Genomic DNA, 19,833 nt, shown 5'->3' with positions numbered 1-19,833 from the left:
ACGTCACTCACTCCACTGCCCCCTCACCGGCTCAGCGGCGACGGCGCGGCCCCTTGCGAGCGGCCTTGGCGCGCTTCGCGGCAAACCTCACACCACCCGGGCTCTCTCCCACCTCGACCCGCACCACCGTCGACGGCGGATCGACGATGCCCGCACCGACCTGGAACACCGACGTCTGCACGACCCCCAGCTTGCTGAGAGCGGCCCGTGCCCCCTTCAGCTCTTCCTCGGCCGTGTCGCCCTTGAGGGCCAGCATCTCCCCGTACGGGCGGAGCAGCGGCACCCCCCAGCCGGCCAGCCGGTCCAGCGGAGCCACGGCGCGCGCGGTCACCACGTGCACCGGCGGAAGGCTCCCGAGCACTTCCTCCGCCCGGCCGCGGACCACGGTCACATGGTCCAGGCCCAGCAGCTCGACGATCTCCTGCAAGAAGTTCGTCCGCCGCAGCAGCGGCTCCAGCAGCGTGATCCGCAGATCCGGCCGTGTCAGCGCCAGCGGAATCCCGGGCAGCCCGGCCCCCGAGCCCACATCGCATACCGAGACGCCCTCAGCGACCGCCTCCGAGAGCACAGCACAGTTCAAAAGGTGCCGTTCCCACAGCCTCGGCACCTCGCGCGGCCCGATCAGGCCACGTGTGACGCCCACATCAGCCAGCAGCTCGGAGTACCTCACAGCCTCCGCAAAGCGATCGCCGAATACCTCCCGCGCCGCCTCAGGCGCTGGGGGAAGTTCCTCCGCTGCTCCCGCCACGAGGGACCGTCCTTCCTCTCGAATGCCGTTTCCATGCCCGACGAACTCCGGCCCCGCCTGCGAAACAGACGGGGCCGGAGCTACCTCCACCGACCCGGGCCCAGAGCCCGGGTCGGCTCACTGCATCAAGCGGGAAGCACAACCACCCGGCGCTCGGGCTCCTCACCCTCAGACTCGCTCCGCAGCCCGGCCGCCGCGACCGCGTCGTGGACGACCTTCCGCTCGAAGGGGGTCATCGCCTTCAGCTTGACCGGCTGTCCGCTGCCCTTGGCCTCTTCCGCGGCCTTGGCGCCCAGCTCCGACAGCTCCTCGCGCTTCCGCGCCCGGAAGCCGTCGACGTCGAGCATCAGCCTGCTGCGGTCGCCGGTCTCCCGGTGGACCGCAAGCCGTGTCAGCTCCTGAAGGGCTTCCAGCACCTCGCCATCGCGCCCGACCAGCTTCTGCAGGTCCCGGCTGGTCGAGTCGCTGATGATCGACACCGCGGCACGGTCGGCCTCGACGTCCATGTCAATGTCACCGTCGAGGTCCGCGATGTCCAGCAGGCCCTCAAGGTAGTCGGCCGCGATCTCGCCTTCCTGCTCCAGGCGGGTCAGGGTATCGACACCCTCAGCTGGGGTGGTGCCTTCCGTCACGGATGGACTCCTTCTTACTTCTTGGTCGGGTGCTTGGGCCCCTGGCCCTTGCGCTGCCCGGACTTGGTGTTACGGGAGGAGCCAGAAGAGGAGCCGCCGGCGGCTTTACCGGACTGCGTCCCCTTCTTCCCCTTCTCCAGCGAGGGCTTGCGCGCGTCCGCGCCCGACTTCGCCGTGGAACCCTTCGCGGTGCCGGACTGCGCCGTGGCCCGAGCACGCCCCCGCCCCGTGGTCGAACTGCTCTCAGGGGTCTTCGTGGTGCCCTGCGCGGCCGCCGACTGGCGCTGCGACTTCGACTGCCGCTTCGGCTGCTGCCGGTTCTGGCGAGCCGCTTCCACCGCTTCCCGGGCCTCGACGACCTCCGGGTCTTCCTTCAGCTTGCCCTTGGCCCGCAGCCGGTCCTGGCGCGCGGTGTAGGCGACGCTGCCGGGAGTCGGGTTACGGCGGATGATGAACATCTGCTGACCCATGGTCCAGACGTTCGTGGTCAGCCAGTAGACGAGAACACCGACGGGGAAGTTGATACCGAACACGGCGAACATGACCGGGAAGATGTACATCAGCATCTTCTGCTGCTGCATGAACGGCGTCTTCACCGTCAGGTCCACGTTCTTCGTCATCAGCTGGCGCTGCGTGAAGAACTGCGAGCCAGACATCAGGATGATCATCGTGATCGTGACCACGCGCACATCGGTCAGCGAGGCGCCCAGGCCCTCCACCTTCGACGCGCTGCTCATGAACTTCACCGACAGCGGGGCACCGAAGATGTGCGCTTCACGGGCGCTGTTCAGCAGGTCCTGGTTGATCGACCCGACCGTGTGGTTGTTCGCGATCTTGTTGAGCACCTGGTAGAGCGCGATGAAGAACGGCGACTGCGCCAGGATCGGGAGACAACTGGAGAGCGGGTTGGTGCCCGTCTCCTTGTAGAGCTTCATCATCTCTTCGGACTGGCGCTGCTTGTCGCTCTTGTAGCGCTCCTGGATCGCCTTCATCCGTGGCTGCAGCGCCTGCATGTTCCGCGTCGCCTTGATCTGCTTCACAAAAAGCGGGATCAGGCAGATACGGATCAGCACCACCAGCGAGACGATGGACAGGCCCCAAGCCCAGCCGCTGTTCTCATCAAAGACAAGGCTGTACAGCGAGTGGAACTGGACGATGATCCAGGAAACTACGGCATAGAGAGGACCGAGGATCGTGTCCACGAATCAGGCTCCTTGGGCGTTGGGCTGAGTCTCGGGCTGCGCGGCGGGCTCGACAGCGGAATGTCGTCGGAGACGGCTCCGCAGCCACTGGTGCCAGACTGGGCGCTTCCTGGCGGGTACGTAGTCGACGCCGCCGTGCGACCACGGGTTGCAGCGCAGAATGCGCCAGGCCGTCAGCGCCGTGCCTTTCACCGCGCCGTGCACGTCGATGGCCGTGTAGCCGTAGTGCGAGCACGACGGGTAGTACTTGCAGACCGGCCCGAGCATCGGGCTGATGGTCCACTGATAGAGCTTGATCAACCACAGCAGCGGGTACTTCATCGCGGCACCCTCCCCTTGGTGTCTCCCCCGAGGTTGAGCGAGGAGGACTCAGGGGCGGCCCCGCCCAGCAGTCTGCGTAGAGCGGCGTCGAGATCACGGGCCAGTTGCTCCTGGCCCGCCTCGCCCGCGCCGGGCAGTGCCCGTACGACTACCAGGCTACCGGGGGGGAAGCGGTCGAGCCGATCGCGCACAAGGTGGCGCAACCTCCGCTTCACCAGATTGCGGACGACGGCGCCGCCGACCGCTTTGCTGACGACGAAACCCGCACGCACCGGGGGAGCGATCTCCCCAGGTGGGTGCGGGTCCGTTGTACCGCTTCGAAGATGCACGACAAGGAGCGGGCGCCCGGCCCTGCGTCCTCGGCGTACCGCGGTCGCAAAGTCCTCGCGCCGCCTCAGCCGATGCTCGGTAGGCAGCACGTCATGACCTGCGTCGGTCAGGCGGACAGACGGGCGCGACCCTTGCCACGGCGGGTCGCGAGAATCGCGCGGCCGGCACGGGTGCGCATGCGCAGCCGGAAGCCGTGGGTCTTCGCGCGGCGGCGGTTGTTCGGCTGGAAGGTGCGCTTGCTCACTCGGGGGCTCCAGAAATGATTCGTGTGTTGGCGGGACATCGCCTGGCTGTCACCGTGCGCCCACGAGAAGCTCGTATACGCCCGATTGCACCGCTTCTGACCACGGAACGTGGTGTATGCCCATCGGAGGCAGGCGGCAGCAGCCATCGACAACTCGACCTGGTCACGGTACGCGCGGCTACGCCATCCGGTCAAACCAGCCCTGGTGCGCAGAGGCATCGCGGCTGGATACCGGCCCACTAGAGCATGAAGCGGCGGGGCATGGCACATTTGTACACACCCTGTGGACAACAACTTGAACCACGCGCGTCGGCCTGACTACCGTGGCGGAACTTCGATACCTCCCGCCCGTCCCGAGAACCACGCATTCGTGGGACCTGTGGGCGTCCCCCTCCAAGTGAGTGAGAGAGCGTGCCCTGTGGCTGACGTACCTGCCGATCTTGCCGCAGTGTGGCCACGCGTGCTGGAGCAACTGCGCGGTGACGGCAGAGGACAAGGTGTCGAAGCCAAGGACGAGCACTGGATCAACCGCTGCCAGCCACTCGCCCTCGTCGCCGACACCGCGCTGCTCGCCGTGCCGAACGAGTTCGCCAAGGGCGTCCTGGAAGGGCGGCTCGCCCCACTGATCAGCGAGGCCCTCAGCCGCGAGTGCGGCCGCCCCATCCGGATCGCGATCACCGTGGACGACTCCAAGGACGAGCCCGCCGGACCGCAGACCCAAGGACCTCCTCAGCAGCACCAGTCCCAGCAGCCCCAGCCCCAGTCTCGCTACGGCGACGCGCCACGCGAGACCTACGACGGGCGTGAAGGCCGCGAGGGGCGGGACGGGCGCGACGCGTACGACAGCGGCCGCGAGGGCTACGAGCCGCGCGACGCGTACGAGCCGTACGACAACAGGGACACGTACGACAACCGTGAGTCGTATGACAAGCGGGAGCCCCGCGACGGCCGGGACAGCCGTGGCGGCCGTGACAGCTACGACAGCCGGGAGTCCTACGACGGGCGCGACGGCTACGGCCGCCCCGCCGACGACCTCCCGAACGCGCGCCCCGCCTACCCCGACTACGCACAGCAACGGCCCGAACCCGGCGCCTGGCCGCGGCCCTCATCCGCGCCGCCGCCGGACGGCCGCGGCGACTACGGATGGCAGCAGCCGCGGCTCGGCGGGTTCCCCGAGGGCGACCCGTACGCCGGCCAGCGCCAGCGGCCCCAGCACACCCAGCCCGCTCACGGCGGCTCCTCCTATGACCCGCAGCGCCGCGACTCCGGTGACCAGCCGCCCGGCCACGGCCGGCCGGGCCAGGGCCCCGGCGGCCTCCCGGCGCCCACCGGTGCGCCCGGGCCCCTCGCCGCGCAGCCCGCGCCCGCGCCGGGCCCCGGCGAGCCGACCGCGCGCCTGAATCCCAAGTACCTCTTCGACACCTTCGTCATCGGTGCCTCCAACCGCTTCGCGCACGCCGCCGCCGTCGCCGTCGCCGAGGCCCCCGCCAAGGCGTACAACCCCCTCTTCATCTACGGCGAGTCCGGGCTCGGCAAGACCCACCTGCTGCACGCGATCGGGCACTACGCCCGGAGCCTGTACCCCGGCACCCGGGTGCGCTACGTGAGCTCGGAGGAGTTCACCAACGAGTTCATCAACTCCATCCGCGACGGCAAGGCGGACGCGTTCCGCAAGCGCTACCGCGACATGGACATCCTGCTGGTCGACGACATCCAGTTCCTCGCGAGCAAGGAGTCGACGCAGGAGGAGTTCTTCCACACCTTCAACACGCTCCACAACGCCAACAAGCAGATCGTGCTGTCCTCCGACCGGCCGCCCAAGCAGCTGGTGACGCTGGAGGACCGGCTGCGCAACCGGTTCGAGTGGGGCCTGATCACCGATGTGCAGCCGCCGGAGCTGGAGACGCGGATCGCGATCCTCCGTAAGAAGGCGGTACAGGAGCAGCTGAACGCCCCGCCCGAGGTACTGGAGTTCATCGCCTCCCGCATCTCGCGCAACATCCGTGAGCTGGAGGGCGCGCTGATCCGGGTCACGGCCTTCGCCAGCCTCAACCGGCAACCTGTCGATCTTGGGCTGACCGAGATCGTCCTGAAGGACCTGATCCCCGGTGGGGAGGACGCGGCCCCGGAGATCACGGCCACGGCCATCATGGCCGCGACGGCCGACTACTTCGGGCACACGGTCGAGGACCTGTGCGGCGCCTCGCGGAGCCGGGTACTGGTGACGGCCCGGCAGATCGCCATGTATCTGTGCCGCGAGCTGACGGATCTGTCGCTGCCGAAGATCGGCGCCCAGTTCGGCGGCCGGGACCACACGACGGTGATGCACGCGGACCGCAAGATCCGCGCGTTGATGGCCGAGCGACGCTCCATCTACAACCAGGTGACCGAGCTGACGAACCGCATCAAGAACGGCTGACGCGCGCGCAGTTCGGGCCCCCTGATGATCCCCTGCGGGGTCCATAGGAGGCTCTCAGCGCGCCCGTACGAAGCCGCACCGCACCCTCGTTCACGCGTCAAGAGGCGCCCCTGGAACCACTCCAGGGGCGCCTTTTGGTGTTCACCGGGCCGCCGCGGAGCCGATGTGGGGCGGCTACGACCTGGCCACGACACGGTCACTCACAAGAAAACTGTTCGATTCCATGGCGGGACACGGGTCTTGTCCACAGATGTGCCAAGTATTTCGCGTCCACAACCTGGGGACGCCCCGACTATCCCGAAAGTGTCCACAGGCACCCCTGGTGAGGGAGGATCAGCCGAGGTCAAGTGGCTGGGGATTTGTGGCAAACCTTTATCCACAGGGTGTGGATGAACTTTTGTCCCCAGGGCCGGTGACTCGCTTGTCCACTGGCTACCCACAGCGAACCGGCTCTTGTGCACAGCTTTCCCGCACTTCTCCACACCGTTGTCCACTGTTCGGCAACCCGACACCCCCGATCACCGTCAGGAGTGAAAGGCGTCACACCAAGGTGCCGGGTTGGGCTGTGGGCAACGTGGGTAAAACTGGGGACGGAGCTGGGGAGAAGTAGGCCTCCCCTGTGTACCGGGTGTGCAGAACTTTCGGTGGTCCACAGAGACCCCTGGTTATCCACCGCCTCCGCCCACAGGGTCAGTGGACAAAAAACGTGGGCTGACCTGCGCAAAGGCAGTTATCCACCGTTTCCACAGGCCCTACTACTACGACCACATAGGTAAAGCGGGAAACTCGATTCGAAGTAGGGCCTGTGCACAACTGCGGGTCGGCCCACCCGACGCCTCTCGCATCAACTTGACCCCGAGCCGCACCGGCTGTCGGTGGCGTGCGTCAGACTGGTCTCCGGCAACTCAGCCGACGACGAAGGCCAGCAGGGCGTCAGCAACAGCAGGAGGCGGTTCCGGTGAAGATCCGGGTGGAGCGCGATGTACTCGCGGAGGCAGTGGCCTGGACGGCCCGCAGCCTCCCGGCCCGTCCGCCAGTGCCCGTCCTCGCGGGCCTGCTGCTGAAGGCCGAAGAGGGCGCCCTCAGCCTCTCCGGCTTCGACTACGAGGTCTCGGCCCGGGTCTCCGTCGACGCCGAGGTCGAGGAGGACGGCACCGTCCTCGTCTCCGGCCGCCTGCTGGCCGACATCTGCCGCTCCCTGCCCGGCCGCCCCGTGGAGATCTCCACAGACGGTGTACGAGTGACCGTCGCCTGCGGCTCGTCGCGGTTCACCCTCCACACCCTGCCTGTGGAGGAGTACCCGGCACTGCCCCAGATGCCCATCGCCACCGGCACCGTCGCCGGTGAGGTCTTCGCCGCGGCCGCCGCCCAGGTCGCCATCGCCGCCGGCCGCGACGACACGCTGCCCGTGCTCACCGGCGTCCGGATCGAAATCGAGGGCGACCACGTCACCCTCGCGTCCACCGACCGGTACCGCTTCGCCGTCCGCGAGTTCCTGTGGAAGCCGGAGACCCCCGACATCTCCGCGGTCGCCCTGGTGCCCGCCAAGACGCTGCTGGACACCGCCAAGTCGCTGACCAGCGGCGACACCGTCAGCATCGCGCTGGCCGGGTCGGGCGAGGGCGAGGGCCTGATCGGCTTCGAGGGCGCCGGACGCCGCACGACGACGCGGCTGCTCGAAGGCGACCTGCCGAAGTACCGCACGCTCTTCCCGACCGAGTTCAACTCGATCGCCGTCATCGAGACGGCCCCCTTCGTCGAGGCCGTCAAGCGTGTCGCCCTTGTCGCCGAGCGGAACACCCCGGTGCGGCTCAGCTTCGAGCAGGGTGTGCTGATCCTGGAAGCCGGTTCCAGCGACGACGCACAGGCTGTGGAGCGAGTCGACGCCCAGCTCGACGGCGACGACATCTCGATCGCCTTCAACCCGACGTTCCTGCTGGACGGCCTGAGTGCGATCGACTCGCCTGTCGCCCAGCTCTCCTTCACCACCTCGACCAAGCCCGCGCTGCTCAGTGGCAAGCCCGCGCTCGACGCCGAGGCGGACGAGGCGTACAAGTACCTGATCATGCCGGTGCGGCTGTCCGGCTGACGCTGGGAAGCCGGGCCCCGGGCGCTTGATCGCCCGGGCTCTCACCCCGCGCCGTCGCCGTGCTGGAACCGGCGGCGGCGCGGGGTGACCCGGTCGGCGGTGGACGCCGCTTTTGAGCGGCTGAGCCCACAGCTGTGCACGGACAGGCGGGCGTAGGCTCGGCGCAGGTACGCAACGCAATGACTCCGGCAAGAAGGATTACTGATGGAGCTCGGTCTCATCGGCCTCGGCAAGATGGGCGGCAACATGCGCGAGCGCATCCGCCGCGCGGGCCACACCGTCATCGGCTACGACCGGGACCCGGACCTGGCCGACGTGCGGAGCCTGGAAGAGCTGGTCGGCCGGCTCAAGGGCCCGCGGGTGGTCTGGGTCATGGTTCCGTCCGGCGCGGCGACGCAGTCCACGATCGATGAGCTCGGGGCGCTGCTCTCGCCCGGTGATGTGGTGGTCGACGGCGGCAATTCACGCTGGACGGATGACGAGAAGCACGCCAACGAGCTCGCGGAGAAGGGCATCGGCTTCGTCGACTGCGGTGTCTCCGGTGGCGTGTGGGGCCTGGAGAACGGCTACGCGCTGATGTACGGCGGCGACGCCGAGCATGTCGCCAAGGTGCAGCCGGTGTTCGACGCGCTGAAGCCGGAAGGCGAGTTCGGCGCCGTGCACGCGGGCAAGGTCGGCGCCGGCCACTTCGCCAAGATGGTGCACAACGGCATCGAGTACGCCATGATGCAGGCCTTCGCCGAGGGCTGGGAGCTGCTGGAGGCGGTGGACTCGGTCACCGACGTCCGCGAGGTCTTCCGCAGCTGGCAGGAGGGCACGGTCATCCGGTCCTGGCTGCTGGACCTCGCCGTCCGGGCGCTGGACGACGACGAGCACCTGAACAAGCTCCGGGGCTTCGCGCAGGACTCCGGCGAGGGCCGGTGGACCGTGGAGGCGGCCATCGACCACGCCGTGCCGCTGCCCGCGATCACCGCTTCGCTCTTCGCCCGTTTCGGTTCGCGGCAGGACGACTCGCCGTCGATGAAGATGATCGCCGCGCTGCGCAACCAGTTCGGTGGCCACGCGGTCGAGAACAAGCAGTAGGCGCCACCGGGGCCGCGGAGCAGCACACCAGCGGCACCGGATCAGCATCACCCAACACAGCACAGCACCAGCAACAGGCAGCAGCAGTACGGCAGTACGTACGCGGGACGCGATTGCCGGGGGAGGTCGTCGTAGCCATGCACGTGTCGCATCTGTCGCTCGCCGACTTCCGGTCGTACGCCCGGGCCGAGGTCCCTCTCGATCCGGGCGTCACCGCTTTCGTCGGGCCGAACGGCCAGGGGAAGACGAACCTGGTCGAGGCCGTCGGCTACCTGGCGACGCTGGGCAGCCACCGCGTGTCGTCGGACGCGCCGCTGGTGCGGATGGGCGCCGAGCGCGCCATCGTGCGGGCGGCCGTGGTGCAGGGCGACCGGCAGCAGCTCGTGGAGCTGGAGCTGAACCCGGGCCGGGCCAATCGGGCGCGGATCAACCGGTCGTCGCAGGTCCGGCCGCGTGACGTGCTCGGCATCGTGCGGACCGTGCTGTTCGCGCCGGAGGACCTGGCCCTGGTGAAGGGCGATCCCGGGGAGCGGCGGCGGTTCCTCGACGAGCTGGTCACGGCGCGGTCGCCGCGTATGGCGGGCGTGCGGTCGGACTACGAGCGGGTGCTGAAGCAGCGGAACACGCTGCTGAAGTCGGCGGCGATGGCCCGGCGGCACGGCAGCCGCCAGGGGCCGCCCGGACGGACTTCCGGGGCGGATCTGTCCACGCTGGACGTGTGGGACCAGCATTTGGCCCAGGTGGGCGCTGAGCTGCTGGCGCAGCGCCTCGATCTGGTCGCCACGCTGCGGCCGCTGGCGGACAAGGCGTACGAGCAGCTGGCGCCCGGCGGTGGTCCGGTCGCCCTGGAGTACCGGAGCTCGATGGGTGCGGAGTCGGGTGCCGGGGCGTTGGGCGCGGGGATGAGCCGCGCCGAGCTGTCCGAGATGCTGCTCGCCGCGCTGGGGGAGGCGCGGAAGCGGGAGATCGAGCGTGGGGTGACGCTGGTGGGCCCGCACCGCGATGACCTGCTGCTGAAGCTTGGCGAGCTGCCCGCGAAGGGGTACGCGAGCCATGGGGAGGCCTGGTCGTACGCGCTCGCGCTGCGGCTGGCCTCGTACGACCTGCTGCGGGCCGAGGGGAACGAGCCGGTCCTGGTGCTCGACGATGTGTTCGCGGAGCTGGATGTGCGGCGCAGGGAACGGCTCGCCGAGCTGGTGGCGCCTGGTGAGCAGGTGCTGGTGACCGCCGCTGTGGAGGCCGATGTGCCGGAGGTGCTCGCGGGAGCGCGGTACGCGGTCGCCGAAGGCAGGGTGGAGCGGGTATGAGCCGGTCGTCGTCGCGGGATGAGGCGGGCGCCGAGGGCGTCCCCGGCCCCGCCGTTTCCGGCCCTTCCGGTCCTGGCTCCGCCGCGGGAGCTCCTGCCGCCGAGCCGTCGGGGGTGGACCTGGCGCGGGTGGCGTTGCGGGCGGCGAAGGAGCAGGCGCGGGCGCGTGGCGCTGCCGCGCAGCAGAAGAAGCAGGCCCGGCGGGGCGGGCTGCGCTCGGGCGCGCGGGCGGACGGCCGTGATCCGCTGCCCCTGGGGACGGCGATCAACCGGTTGATCACTGAGCGTGGCTGGGAGACCCCGGCGGCGGTCGGCGGGGTCATGGGGCGCTGGCCGCAGCTGGTGGGCCCCGAGGTGGCGCAGCACTGTGAACCGCAGCGGTACGACGAGGACGCGCGGGTGCTGACGGTGTGCTGCGACTCGACGGCGTGGGCGACGCAGCTGCGGCTGCTGGCCCCGCAGCTGGTGGCGAGGCTGAACTCCGACCTTGGGCAGGGCACGGTGCGGTTGCTGAAGGTGCTCGGGCCCGCGGGCCCGGCCCGTCGTTTCGGCCCGTTGCGGGCGCCGGGCAGCAAGGGTCCCGGGGACACGTACGGCTGAGCGCGCCTTCGCGTCCGCCCGCACTCCGTCGCTCTGCTCCTGCCGCTACCCCGCGCCTTTTTTCGCTCTGCCCGCCCCTTCCCGGTTCGGCGTGCTTCTCGGCGGTCTCGCGTCCGTTCTGGCTGCCCGGGCCGGACACGCCGAGGGCGAGCGTGCGGACGGGCGTACGGGTACGCGTACGGGCGCGCGCGAGTGGAGCAGGCCCGGGCGAGATCTTCGCCGCGCGACCGTGGTTGGCGTACGCCTGGGGCGAGATGGACACGTGTGCATGTGTGGGATGGCTGACGGGTGCCTGTACCGGCGGGGAGAGTGAGACGCCGCTCACGTTGCCGGTCGTTGATGGCCCGAAGCGCTGAGTGCCGGTGTGAGCCTCTTGGAGGCCCAGACCAGATATGGGGAGTAGGTAGCCGCCGGTTCAGGGCGGCAGTCGCCGACTCAGGCACCTGCAAGCCCCAATTCTGTCAGCGGTTACCGGTAGACTGAAGTACACCGTCGCCGCTTGCGCACACTGTGTCTCACAGTGGGTGCGGGGCATTCGAAAGACAAGGCCGGTCCTCAGTACCAGGGGTTCGGCTCTGCTGTGCCAGAAAGGGCGCTTCGTGGCCGATTCCGGCAACCCCAACGAGAACATCTCCGCTGCCTCGACCCAGGGAGTCACTGCCGCCGCCGGGCCCCGCCCGACGTACGACGCCAGCGCGATCACGGTCCTTGAGGGCTTGGACGCGGTCCGCAAGCGGCCCGGCATGTATATCGGGTCCACCGGTGAGCGCGGCCTCCACCACCTCGTACAGGAGGTCGTTGACAACTCCGTCGACGAGGCCCTCGCCGGGCACGCGGACACCATCGATGTGACGATCCTGGCCGACGGTGGCGTGCGCGTCATCGACAACGGCCGTGGCATCCCTGTCGGTCTGCACCCGGTGGAGAAGAAGCCGGCCGTCGAGGTCGTGCTGACCGTGCTGCACGCGGGCGGCAAGTTCGGCGGTGGCGGCTACGCCGTCTCCGGTGGTCTGCACGGCGTGGGTGTCTCCGTCGTCAACGCCCTGTCGTCGAAGCTGGCCGTCGAGGTCATGGCCGACGGTTTCCGCTGGACGCAGGACTACAAGCAAGGCGTTCCGACGGCTCCGCTGGCGAAGAACGAGGCGGTCGAGAGCACCGGTACGACGGTGACCTTCTGGGCCGACCCGGACGTCTTCGAGACGACCGAGTACTCGTTCGAGACGCTCGCCCGGCGTTTCCAGGAGATGGCGTTCCTCAACAAGGGGCTGACGATCTCCCTCACCGACGAGCGCGAGGCGCACGTCGACGAGGAGGGCAAGCCGCTCACCGTCAGGTACCACTACGAGGGCGGCATCGTCGACTTCGTGAAGTACCTGAACTCCCGCAAGGGCGAGCTGGTCCACCCCACCGTGATCGACCTTGAGGTCGAGGACAAAGAGCGCATGCTCTCCCTTGAGGTCGCGATGCAGTGGAACAGCCAGTACACCGAGGGTGTCTACAGCTTCGCGAACACCATCCACACGCACGAGGGCGGTACGCACGAGGAGGGCTTCCGGGCCGCGCTGACCGGATTGATCAACCGGTACGCGCGGGAGAAGAAGCTGCTCCGGGAGAAGGACGACAACCTCACGGGTGAGGACATCCGCGAGGGCCTGACCGCGATCATCTCGGTGAAGCTCGGCGAGCCGCAGTTCGAGGGCCAGACCAAGACCAAGCTGGGCAACACGGAGGCGAAGACCTTCGTGCAGAAGGTCGTGCACGAGCACCTGACGGACTGGCTCGACCGCAACCCCAACGAGGCCGCGGACATCGTCCGCAAGTCGATCCAGGCGGCGACGGCCCGCGTGGCGGCACGCAAGGCGCGCGACCTGACCCGGCGCAAGGGTCTGCTGGAGACGGCGTCGCTGCCGGGCAAGCTCAGCGACTGCCAGTCGAACGACCCCTCGAAGTGCGAGATCTTCATCGTCGAGGGTGACTCCGCCGGCGGTTCGGCCAAGTCCGGCCGTAACCCGCAGTACCAGGCGATCCTGCCCATCCGCGGCAAGATCCTCAACGTCGAGAAGGCGCGGATCGACAAGATCCTCCAGAACACCGAGGTGCAGGCGCTGATCTCGGCGTTCGGCACCGGGGTGCACGAGGACTTCGCCATCGAGAAGCTCCGCTATCACAAGATCATTCTGATGGCGGACGCCGACGTCGACGGTCAGCACATCAACACCCTGCTGCTCACCTTCCTCTTCCGCTTCATGCGGCCGCTGGTCGAGGCAGGGCATGTGTTCCTCTCCCGCCCCCCGCTCTACAAGATCAAGTGGGGCCGGGAGGACTTCGAGTACGCGTACTCGGACCGTGAGCGCGACGTGCTGATCCAGGCGGGCCGCGAGGCGGGCAAGCGGACCAGGGACGACTCGGTCCAGCGCTTCAAGGGTCTCGGTGAGATGAACGCCGAGGAGCTGCGGATCACGACGATGGACATCGATCACCGCGTGCTCGGCCAGGTGACCCTGGACGACGCGGCGCAGGCCGATGACCTGTTCTCGGTGCTGATGGGTGAGGACGTCGAGGCACGGCGCTCGTTCATCCAGCGCAACGCCAAGGACGTCCGCTTCCTCGACATCTGAGTCGGCCCCTCCCCCCGGCTCCGGCCCGGGCCCCCAGCCGCCGCCTGAAAGGACTTTGACCAGCAATGGCCGACGAGAACTCCCCTGCCCCCGGCGGGGACACCCCCATCACCGAGAACCCCGAGCTGACCGAGATCGCCGTAGGCGCCGGGGCGCGGGTCGAGCCCGTCGGGCTTGAGACGGAGATGCAGCGCTCGTACCTCGACTACGCGATGAGCGTGATCGTCTCGCGTGCGCTGCCCGACGTGCGGGACGGCCTCAAGCCCGTGCACCGCCGCGTGCTGTACGCGATGTACGACGGCGGCTACCGCCCGGAGAAGGGCTTCTACAAGTGCGCCCGTGTCGTCGGTGACGTCATGGGTACGTACCACCCGCACGGCGACGCCTCGATCTACGACGCGCTCGTGCGGCTGGCGCAGCACTGGTCGATGCGGCTGCCGCTGGTCGACTCCAACGGCAACTTCGGTTCCCCGGGCAACGACCCGGCCGCGGCCATGCGGTACACCGAGTGCAAGATGATGCCGCTGGCCATGGAGATGCTCCGGGACATCGACGAGGAGACCGTCGACTTCCAGGACAACTACGACGGCCGTAACCAGGAGCCGACGGTCCTCCCCGCCCGCTTCCCGAACCTGCTGATCAATGGCTCGGCGGGCATCGCGGTCGGCATGGCGACGAACATCCCGCCGCACAACCTGCGCGAGGTGGCCGAGGGCGCGCAGTGGTTCCTGGCGAACCCCACCGCCTCGCCGGAGGAGCTGCTCGACGCGCTCATCGAGCGGATCAAGGGCCCGGACTTCCCGACCGGCGCGCTGGTGGTCGGCCGCCGGGGCATCGAGGACGCGTACCGCACCGGCCGCGGCTCCATCACGATGCGCGCCGTCGTCGAGGTGGAGGAGATCCAAAACCGCCAGTGCCTGGTGGTCACGGAGCTTCCGTACCAGGTCAACCCGGACAACCTCGCGCAGAAGATCGCCGACCTCGTGAAGGACGGCAAGGTCGGCGGCATCGCCGACGTGCGCGACGAGACGTCCTCGCGTACGGGCCAGCGGCTGGTCATCGTGCTCAAGCGGGACGCGGTCGCCAAGGTCGTCCTCAACAACCTGTACAAGCACACCGACCTCCAGACGAACTTCGGCGCCAACATGCTCGCGCTGGTCGACGGCGTGCCGCGCACGCTGTCCCTGGACGCGTTCATCCGGCACTGGGTGACCCACCAGGTCGAGGTCATCGTCCGCCGCACGCGCTACCGGCTGCGCAAGGCCGAGGAGCGGGCGCACATCCTGCGCGGTCTGCTGAAGGCCCTGGACGCGATCGACGAGGTCATCGCGCTCATCCGGCGCAGCGACACGGTCGAGATCGCCCGCGAGGGCCTGATGGGCCTGCTGACCATCGACGAGATCCAGGCGAACGCGATCTTGGAGATGCAGCTGCGCAGGCTGGCCGCCCTGGAGCGGCAGAAGATCGTCGCCGAGCACGACGAGCTCCAGACGAAGATCAACGAGTACAACGCGATCCTCGCCTCGCCGGAGCGGCAGCGGCACATCATCAGCGAGGAACTGACCGCGCTGGTGGACAAGTTCGGTGATGACCGGCGCAGCAAGCTGATGCCCTTCGACGGTGACATGTCGATGGAAGACCTCATCGCCGAGGAGGACATCGTCGTCACCATCACGCGTGGCGGCTATGTGAAGCGCACCAAGACCGAGGACTACCGCTCGCAGAAGCGCGGCGGCAAGGGCGTGCGGGGCACGAAGCTCAAGCAGGACGACATCGTCTCCCACTTCTTCGTCTCCACCACGCACCACTGGCTGCTGTTCTTCACGAACAAGGGTCGCGTGTACCGGGCGAAGGCCTACGAGCTGCCGGACGCGGGCCGCGAGGCGCGCGGCCAGCACGTCGCCAACCTGCTCGCCTTCCAGCCGGACGAGCAGATCGCCCGCATCCTCGCGATCCGGGACTACGAGGCGGCGCCGTACCTGGTGCTGGCGACCAAGGCCGGTCTCGTGAAGAAGACCGTGCTGAAGGACTACGACTCGCCGCGTTCCGGTGGTGTCATCGCCATCAACCTGCGGGAGACCGAGGACGGCGGCGAGGACGAGCTGATCGGCGCCGAGCTGGTGTCCGCCGAGGATGACCTGCTGCTGGTCAGCAAGAAGGCCCAGTCGATCCGGTTCACCGCCACGGACGACGCGCTGCGCCCGATGGGGCGCGCGACGTCCGGTGTGAAGGGCATGAGCTTCCGTGAGGGCGACGAACTGCTCTCGATGAATGTCGTCCGGGCGGGTACGTTCGTGTTCACCGCGACCGACGGTGGGTACGCGAAGCGCACCAATGTGGACGAATACCGGGTGCAGGGGCGTGGTGGCCTCGGTATCAAGGCCGCGAAGATCGTGGAAGATCGTGGTTCGCTGGTCGGCGCGCTGGTGGTCGAGGTGACCGACGAAATCCTCGCCATCACGCTGAGCGGTGGTGTGATTCGTACGCGGGTCAGCGAGGTCAGGGAGACCGGCCGTGACACCATGGGCGTTCAACTGATCAACCTGGGCAAGCGTGATGCCGTGGTTGGCATCGCGCGGAACGCCGAGGCCGGTCGAGAGGCCGAAGAGGTCGACGAACTGGTCGAGGCGGCCGAGGAGGCCGGGCCGGAAGCGGCCGAGGGCGCAGCGCCCCCGGCTGGGAGCGATGAGGAGTAAGTCGTGACTGGAGCCACGGGCGCCGCGGGTGCCGAGGGCCGACGGCCCGCCGGACCCGCGACCGTATCGGACGGCGCCCGTGGCTCGGCCGCTGAATCTCCAAGGGGCTCGGGGACGGACACCCGGGACGGGAAGCAGGCTTACGAGCCGTTCTCCGCCAGCCCCCTGCCGAGTGAGCGGCCCACGTCGGGACAGCAGTCCCAGCCGTACCGCCCGCCACACGCCTACGCGCCTCCGGCGGGCGAGGACGGCGGCGGTGGTGACAGCGGCGGCGAGGGCGGCGCCGCGGCGCCGCAGCAGGCGGTACGGCGCCCGCGCCCCGGCACAGCCGCCCGGATCACCCCGCGCACCCGCAAGGCCCGGCTGCGCGTGGCGAAGGTCGACCCCTGGTCGGTGATGAAGGTCAGTTTCCTGCTCTCCATCGCGCTGGGGATCTGCACGATCATCGCGGCGTCCGTGCTGTGGATGGTCATGGACGCCATGGGTGTCTTCAGCACCGTGGGCGGCACGATCACCGACGCCACCGAGTCGAACGAGGGCGGCGGCTTCGATCTGGAGTCGTTCCTCTCGCTGCCCCGCGTGCTGATCTTCACCTCCATCGTCGCCGTCATCGACGTGGTCCTGGCGACGGCGCTGGCGACGCTGGGCGCCTTCATCTACAACCTGTCGGCGGGATTCGTCGGCGGCGTTGAGCTGACGCTGGCGGAGGACGAGTAAGCGGTCCTGGGACCGGCCGGTTACCGATTTTGGGACAGGGCTGGTGGTGCGCTAATCTTTCGGTGCAGCGCGGGGCTATAGCTCAGACGGTTAGAGCGCTTCCCTGATAAGGAAGAGGCCACAGGTTCAAGTCCTGTTAGCCCCACCACCCGCATCACGCAGGTCAGAGGCCCGATTCCCCTATCCGGGGGGTCGGGCCATCTACATGTATGGATCTTGAAAGTCCGGTAAGAGTCCGAAACCCTCGGAATCCCGATCTTTCTCAACCACACGCATGACACGCGTCTACAACCTGTAGATCACACATGGCCCTCTGTAGAGTGCCCAGTAGGGAGACGAGAGCCCCCAGGCATGGGCTTGCTCGTCTGACGCACATCCCTAAGCAAGCCCGGCGGCTGGTTCGGGAGGGCCGGCAGCCGGACAGCGCCGCCCCCCTGCCGCATAGTTCGGCAGGGGGGTGGTCGCTGGCAGAGTAAACCGCCCCGGACCCTTGCGGGGGTCCGGGGCGGCAGACTCGGCCCGAAAATCAGCCGAATCAAGCGGCGGCAGAGGACGCACATCACAGTGCCGCCGCGCACACGCCGTTGCCACCTGGATGAGGCAACGGTCGCTATGGGGTTGGTCGTTCGGCTTGATGGGCCGCTGCGGCCAGGAGAGAGGCCGCAGCGGCCCCGAAGGCGGACCACTGAAGGGGGCGTCCGACGGGCGCAACGCCGGACTCCAGTGGACCGCTGGTCTAGGTGAGCGCTATGCGCAGGCCGAGCCAGAGGAGGACGGCCAGCACCACGGTGTCGGGGCAGCGATCAGGCATGAGTTGTCCCCGCTGCAAGACGTTGGGCGCATGATGCGTGCACGGGTAAGAAGTTCCAGTGATGAGGGGTGAGCGCCCACACAGCCTCGTCTGGATACACAGGGCCGTCGCAGAGTCCGCAGTGGGACGCAGGCGGACCCAGGGGGAGCGTCGCTACCGCGAGTTCCTGGTCCAGCGCCCCGTCGTCTAGGTAGTCGCCCCGCCAGTTCGAGGGATGAGGCCGCCGCCAATACGATCCCGGGCCCTCCAGCCGGTTCGCGTGAGGTACGGGTAGGAACCCGGTGGTGAGCACCTGTACGTAGCGGTCGATCCGCTGCCAGAGCCATGGATGCCTGCCGTGGCTGCCTGTGTGTACGAGCCATGTGCAGTGGCCTGCGGGCGACACGATGTGCGGGGCGCCGGTGCACCCATGGGTGCACATCCATGGATCGACACTGACCGGCGCCCGGATGGCGTCCCACCACACGCCGATGGGTAGCAGCGAGATGTCCGTGCCGGGTGGTGGAGACCACGCCGGTACCCTCCGCCTCCGCGTCCGTCTACGCACGTGCGCCTCCGGCGGTCGCGGCGGCTGCGCCGATGTTCTCGGCCGGGGTGACCAGCCACCGCATCGTGATGACTGCGGCGTACCGGGTGTGGCGACCGCCGGGGTGGTCGATGGTCATGTCGACGTACCGGTGGGTGCTGCGGGTCATCAGGCGTGCTCCTGGACGATGAGCCCTGCCGTGTGGGCGCAGGCGGGATGGACGTGGACCCAGGCGGGTTGAGACTCGTCCCGGTGCCACGGCTTGTGTGCCTCTATCACCTCGTCGTGCTCGACGGGCCGTCGGCTGATCTGGTGCGGTGAGTGCCGGGCCGGAGGCGGTGCGGGTGGGGTGGCCGCCTCCGGCCCGTGGGGTGGGCTACTGGACGCTGGGCGTCCGGCACGGGGCACCGGACCGCAGCAGCCCACCCGGTCATGGGGCGGGGCGTGACTCCCTGGTGCGGTAGGCGATCTGGTGGCATGGGTCGTCTCGGGGTCGTTCGCTGACGGGTATGACGTCCCGGGTGAGCACGCAGCCCCGGCAGCCGTACACCGTGCGGCCTCGCCCGGACAGCGAGTGGACGACGGCGACGGGGGCGAGGGGGTTGTCCTCGGTGCCGGGGGCGAGGGGGTTGTCCTCGGTGCCGGGGCCGCCGTGGAAGTGGCAGCTGCGAGGCGTCGGCGGGTCGCTCACCGGTTGCCCCTTGGCTTCGGCTCGACCTGGCCGGGCGGGCGCCCCTGGCTCTGCTGTGTGATCGGTGCCAGGTGGTGCTCGGCGACGCACGTAGAGCACGCGTAGACGGGGCGGCCGGGTCCGGACCCCTGCTCTACGAACTGGACAGCAACGGGGTCGTCGGTGTCGCCTTTGTGCCAGCTGCACCAGCGGATCATGACGCGGTCCCCTTGCCCTGGTGGCACGGGCAGTCGCAGCGGATGCGCATGAGTGGGGCGCCCTGCCCGGGTTTCCGGCCTGAGAGGTACACGTCGCCAGGGCCTTCGCAGCGCCGATGCGCGTCGGCGTACTGCGGGTGGTCGGTGGCTACGCGGCACTCGGGTGTGAGCGTCTGGTTCACGGCACTGCGCGAGTAGACGTTGGCGTCGGCGATGGCGGCGAACAGGCGCTGCGCGTCAGTCAGCAGTCGGTCAGGGCCGGGAGGCACGCGCCACCAGATGAGGAATTCGCGGTCCAGCCCTGGCACGTAGACGAAGGAGCCGTCGTCCCCGCTCACCTCCACCCCGGTGGGGGGTTGGTAGTCCTTCGTCGTACCGGGCTCGACCAGCCAGTACAGGCGGCGTTGGTCGTCGTCCTGGATGACGGCGCCGGTGTGCTCGCCGAGGCTGGTCAGGACGTCGGCGCCCAGGCTGAGGGGCATGCCGAGCACGTGCCAGCCGTACGCACCGACGCTGGCCCATCGCACATCGGTCCCCGGCGGAATCCAGTCGAGAATGAGTGGGTGCGGCGTGGCTGAGGGGGTCATGGCCTCAGCTTTTCTC

At 68.7% G+C, this 19,833-nt stretch carries 17 protein-coding genes and 1 tRNA gene; 9 read left to right on the top strand and 9 right to left on the bottom strand.

Annotated features, from left to right (window positions below):
* Window positions 1-31 precede the first annotated feature (31 nt).
* The 6 genes from rsmG to rpmH form a co-directional block, all read right to left on the bottom strand.
* On the bottom strand, window positions 32-748 hold the full coding sequence (gene rsmG, locus AC5P1B_RS08575) for a 16S rRNA (guanine(527)-N(7))-methyltransferase RsmG (protein ID WP_493885982.1): 717 nt from the start codon (window positions 746-748) through the stop codon (window positions 32-34).
* Between the two features lie 125 nt (window positions 749-873).
* Window positions 874-1,380: a Jag family protein gene (locus AC5P1B_RS08570; protein ID WP_493885981.1), complete on the bottom strand. Its 507-nt coding sequence runs from the start codon at window positions 1,378-1,380 to the stop codon at window positions 874-876.
* A 14-nt stretch (window positions 1,381-1,394) separates the two neighbouring features.
* Entirely contained in the window at window positions 1,395-2,582 is a 1,188-nt protein-coding gene (gene yidC / locus AC5P1B_RS08565) for a membrane protein insertase YidC (protein ID WP_493885980.1), read from the bottom strand.
* Window positions 2,583-2,585: 3 nt separating this feature from the next.
* Window positions 2,586-2,903, bottom strand: a complete 318-nt coding sequence (gene yidD, locus AC5P1B_RS08560) for a membrane protein insertion efficiency factor YidD (RefSeq protein ID WP_493885979.1) — start codon at window positions 2,901-2,903, stop codon at window positions 2,586-2,588.
* Window positions 2,900-3,322 (bottom strand): ribonuclease P protein component, encoded by a 423-nt coding sequence (rnpA, locus tag AC5P1B_RS08555; protein WP_493885978.1) that lies wholly within the window; start codon window positions 3,320-3,322, stop codon window positions 2,900-2,902. Before rnpA ends, yidD begins: the two co-directional genes overlap by 4 nt.
* Window positions 3,323-3,339: 17 nt before the next feature.
* Window positions 3,340-3,477, bottom strand: a complete 138-nt coding sequence (gene rpmH / locus AC5P1B_RS08550; RefSeq protein ID WP_030354375.1) for a 50S ribosomal protein L34 — start codon at window positions 3,475-3,477, stop codon at window positions 3,340-3,342.
* A 418-nt stretch (window positions 3,478-3,895) separates the two neighbouring features.
* Between rpmH and dnaA the strand changes: the two genes are divergently transcribed.
* From dnaA to AC5P1B_RS08505, 9 genes are all read left to right on the top strand, one after another.
* A complete protein-coding gene (gene dnaA, locus AC5P1B_RS08545) occupies window positions 3,896-5,896 on the top strand; it encodes a chromosomal replication initiator protein DnaA (RefSeq protein ID WP_493885977.1) in 2,001 nt (666 codons plus the stop codon).
* Between the two features lie 958 nt (window positions 5,897-6,854).
* Complete coding sequence (gene dnaN / locus AC5P1B_RS08540; protein ID WP_493885976.1) at window positions 6,855-7,985, top strand: DNA polymerase III subunit beta; 1,131 nt, start codon at window positions 6,855-6,857, stop codon at window positions 7,983-7,985.
* Between the two features lie 204 nt (window positions 7,986-8,189).
* A complete protein-coding gene (gene gnd / locus AC5P1B_RS08535) occupies window positions 8,190-9,068 on the top strand; it encodes a phosphogluconate dehydrogenase (NAD(+)-dependent, decarboxylating) (RefSeq protein ID WP_493885975.1) in 879 nt (292 codons plus the stop codon).
* Between the two features lie 137 nt (window positions 9,069-9,205).
* Window positions 9,206-10,375: a DNA replication/repair protein RecF gene (gene recF / locus AC5P1B_RS08530; RefSeq protein ID WP_493885974.1), complete on the top strand. Its 1,170-nt coding sequence runs from the start codon at window positions 9,206-9,208 to the stop codon at window positions 10,373-10,375.
* On the top strand, window positions 10,372-10,974 hold the full coding sequence (locus AC5P1B_RS08525) for a DciA family protein (RefSeq protein ID WP_493885973.1): 603 nt from the start codon (window positions 10,372-10,374) through the stop codon (window positions 10,972-10,974). Before recF ends, AC5P1B_RS08525 begins: the two co-directional genes overlap by 4 nt.
* 575 nt (window positions 10,975-11,549) lie before the next feature.
* On the top strand, window positions 11,550-13,592 hold the full coding sequence (gene gyrB, locus AC5P1B_RS08520; RefSeq protein WP_493886188.1) for a DNA topoisomerase (ATP-hydrolyzing) subunit B: 2,043 nt from the start codon (window positions 11,550-11,552) through the stop codon (window positions 13,590-13,592).
* A 65-nt stretch (window positions 13,593-13,657) separates the two neighbouring features.
* Window positions 13,658-16,288: a DNA gyrase subunit A gene (gyrA, locus tag AC5P1B_RS08515; RefSeq protein ID WP_493885972.1), complete on the top strand. Its 2,631-nt coding sequence runs from the start codon at window positions 13,658-13,660 to the stop codon at window positions 16,286-16,288.
* A gap of 3 nt (window positions 16,289-16,291) precedes the next feature.
* A complete protein-coding gene (locus tag AC5P1B_RS08510; protein ID WP_493885971.1) occupies window positions 16,292-17,005 on the top strand; it encodes a DUF3566 domain-containing protein in 714 nt (237 codons plus the stop codon).
* Between the two features lie 71 nt (window positions 17,006-17,076).
* A tRNA-Ile gene (locus AC5P1B_RS08505) sits at window positions 17,077-17,153 on the top strand.
* 1,202 nt (window positions 17,154-18,355) lie between these two features.
* On the opposite strand, the gene AC5P1B_RS08500 is transcribed toward AC5P1B_RS08505, so the two are convergent.
* The 3 genes from AC5P1B_RS08500 to AC5P1B_RS08490 all read right to left on the bottom strand — a co-directional run bounded on the left by AC5P1B_RS08500 (window position 18,356) and on the right by AC5P1B_RS08490 (window position 19,817).
* Window positions 18,356-18,511, bottom strand: coding sequence for a hypothetical protein (locus AC5P1B_RS08500; RefSeq protein ID WP_493885970.1), 156 nt, complete (start codon window positions 18,509-18,511; stop codon window positions 18,356-18,358).
* Between the two features lie 261 nt (window positions 18,512-18,772).
* Entirely contained in the window at window positions 18,773-19,033 is a 261-nt protein-coding gene (locus tag AC5P1B_RS08495; RefSeq protein WP_493885969.1) for a hypothetical protein, read from the bottom strand.
* Window positions 19,034-19,226: 193 nt separating this feature from the next.
* Window positions 19,227-19,817 carry a hypothetical protein gene (locus AC5P1B_RS08490; protein ID WP_493885968.1) on the bottom strand — a complete coding sequence of 197 codons (591 nt, stop codon included), beginning with the start codon at window positions 19,815-19,817 and terminating at the stop codon, window positions 19,227-19,229.
* Between the last annotated feature and the right edge of the window lie 16 nt (window positions 19,818-19,833).

The sequence above is a fragment of the Streptomyces sp. A01 genome, assembly GCF_059026195.1.
This window is presented reverse-complemented; position numbering and strand designations above follow the sequence as displayed.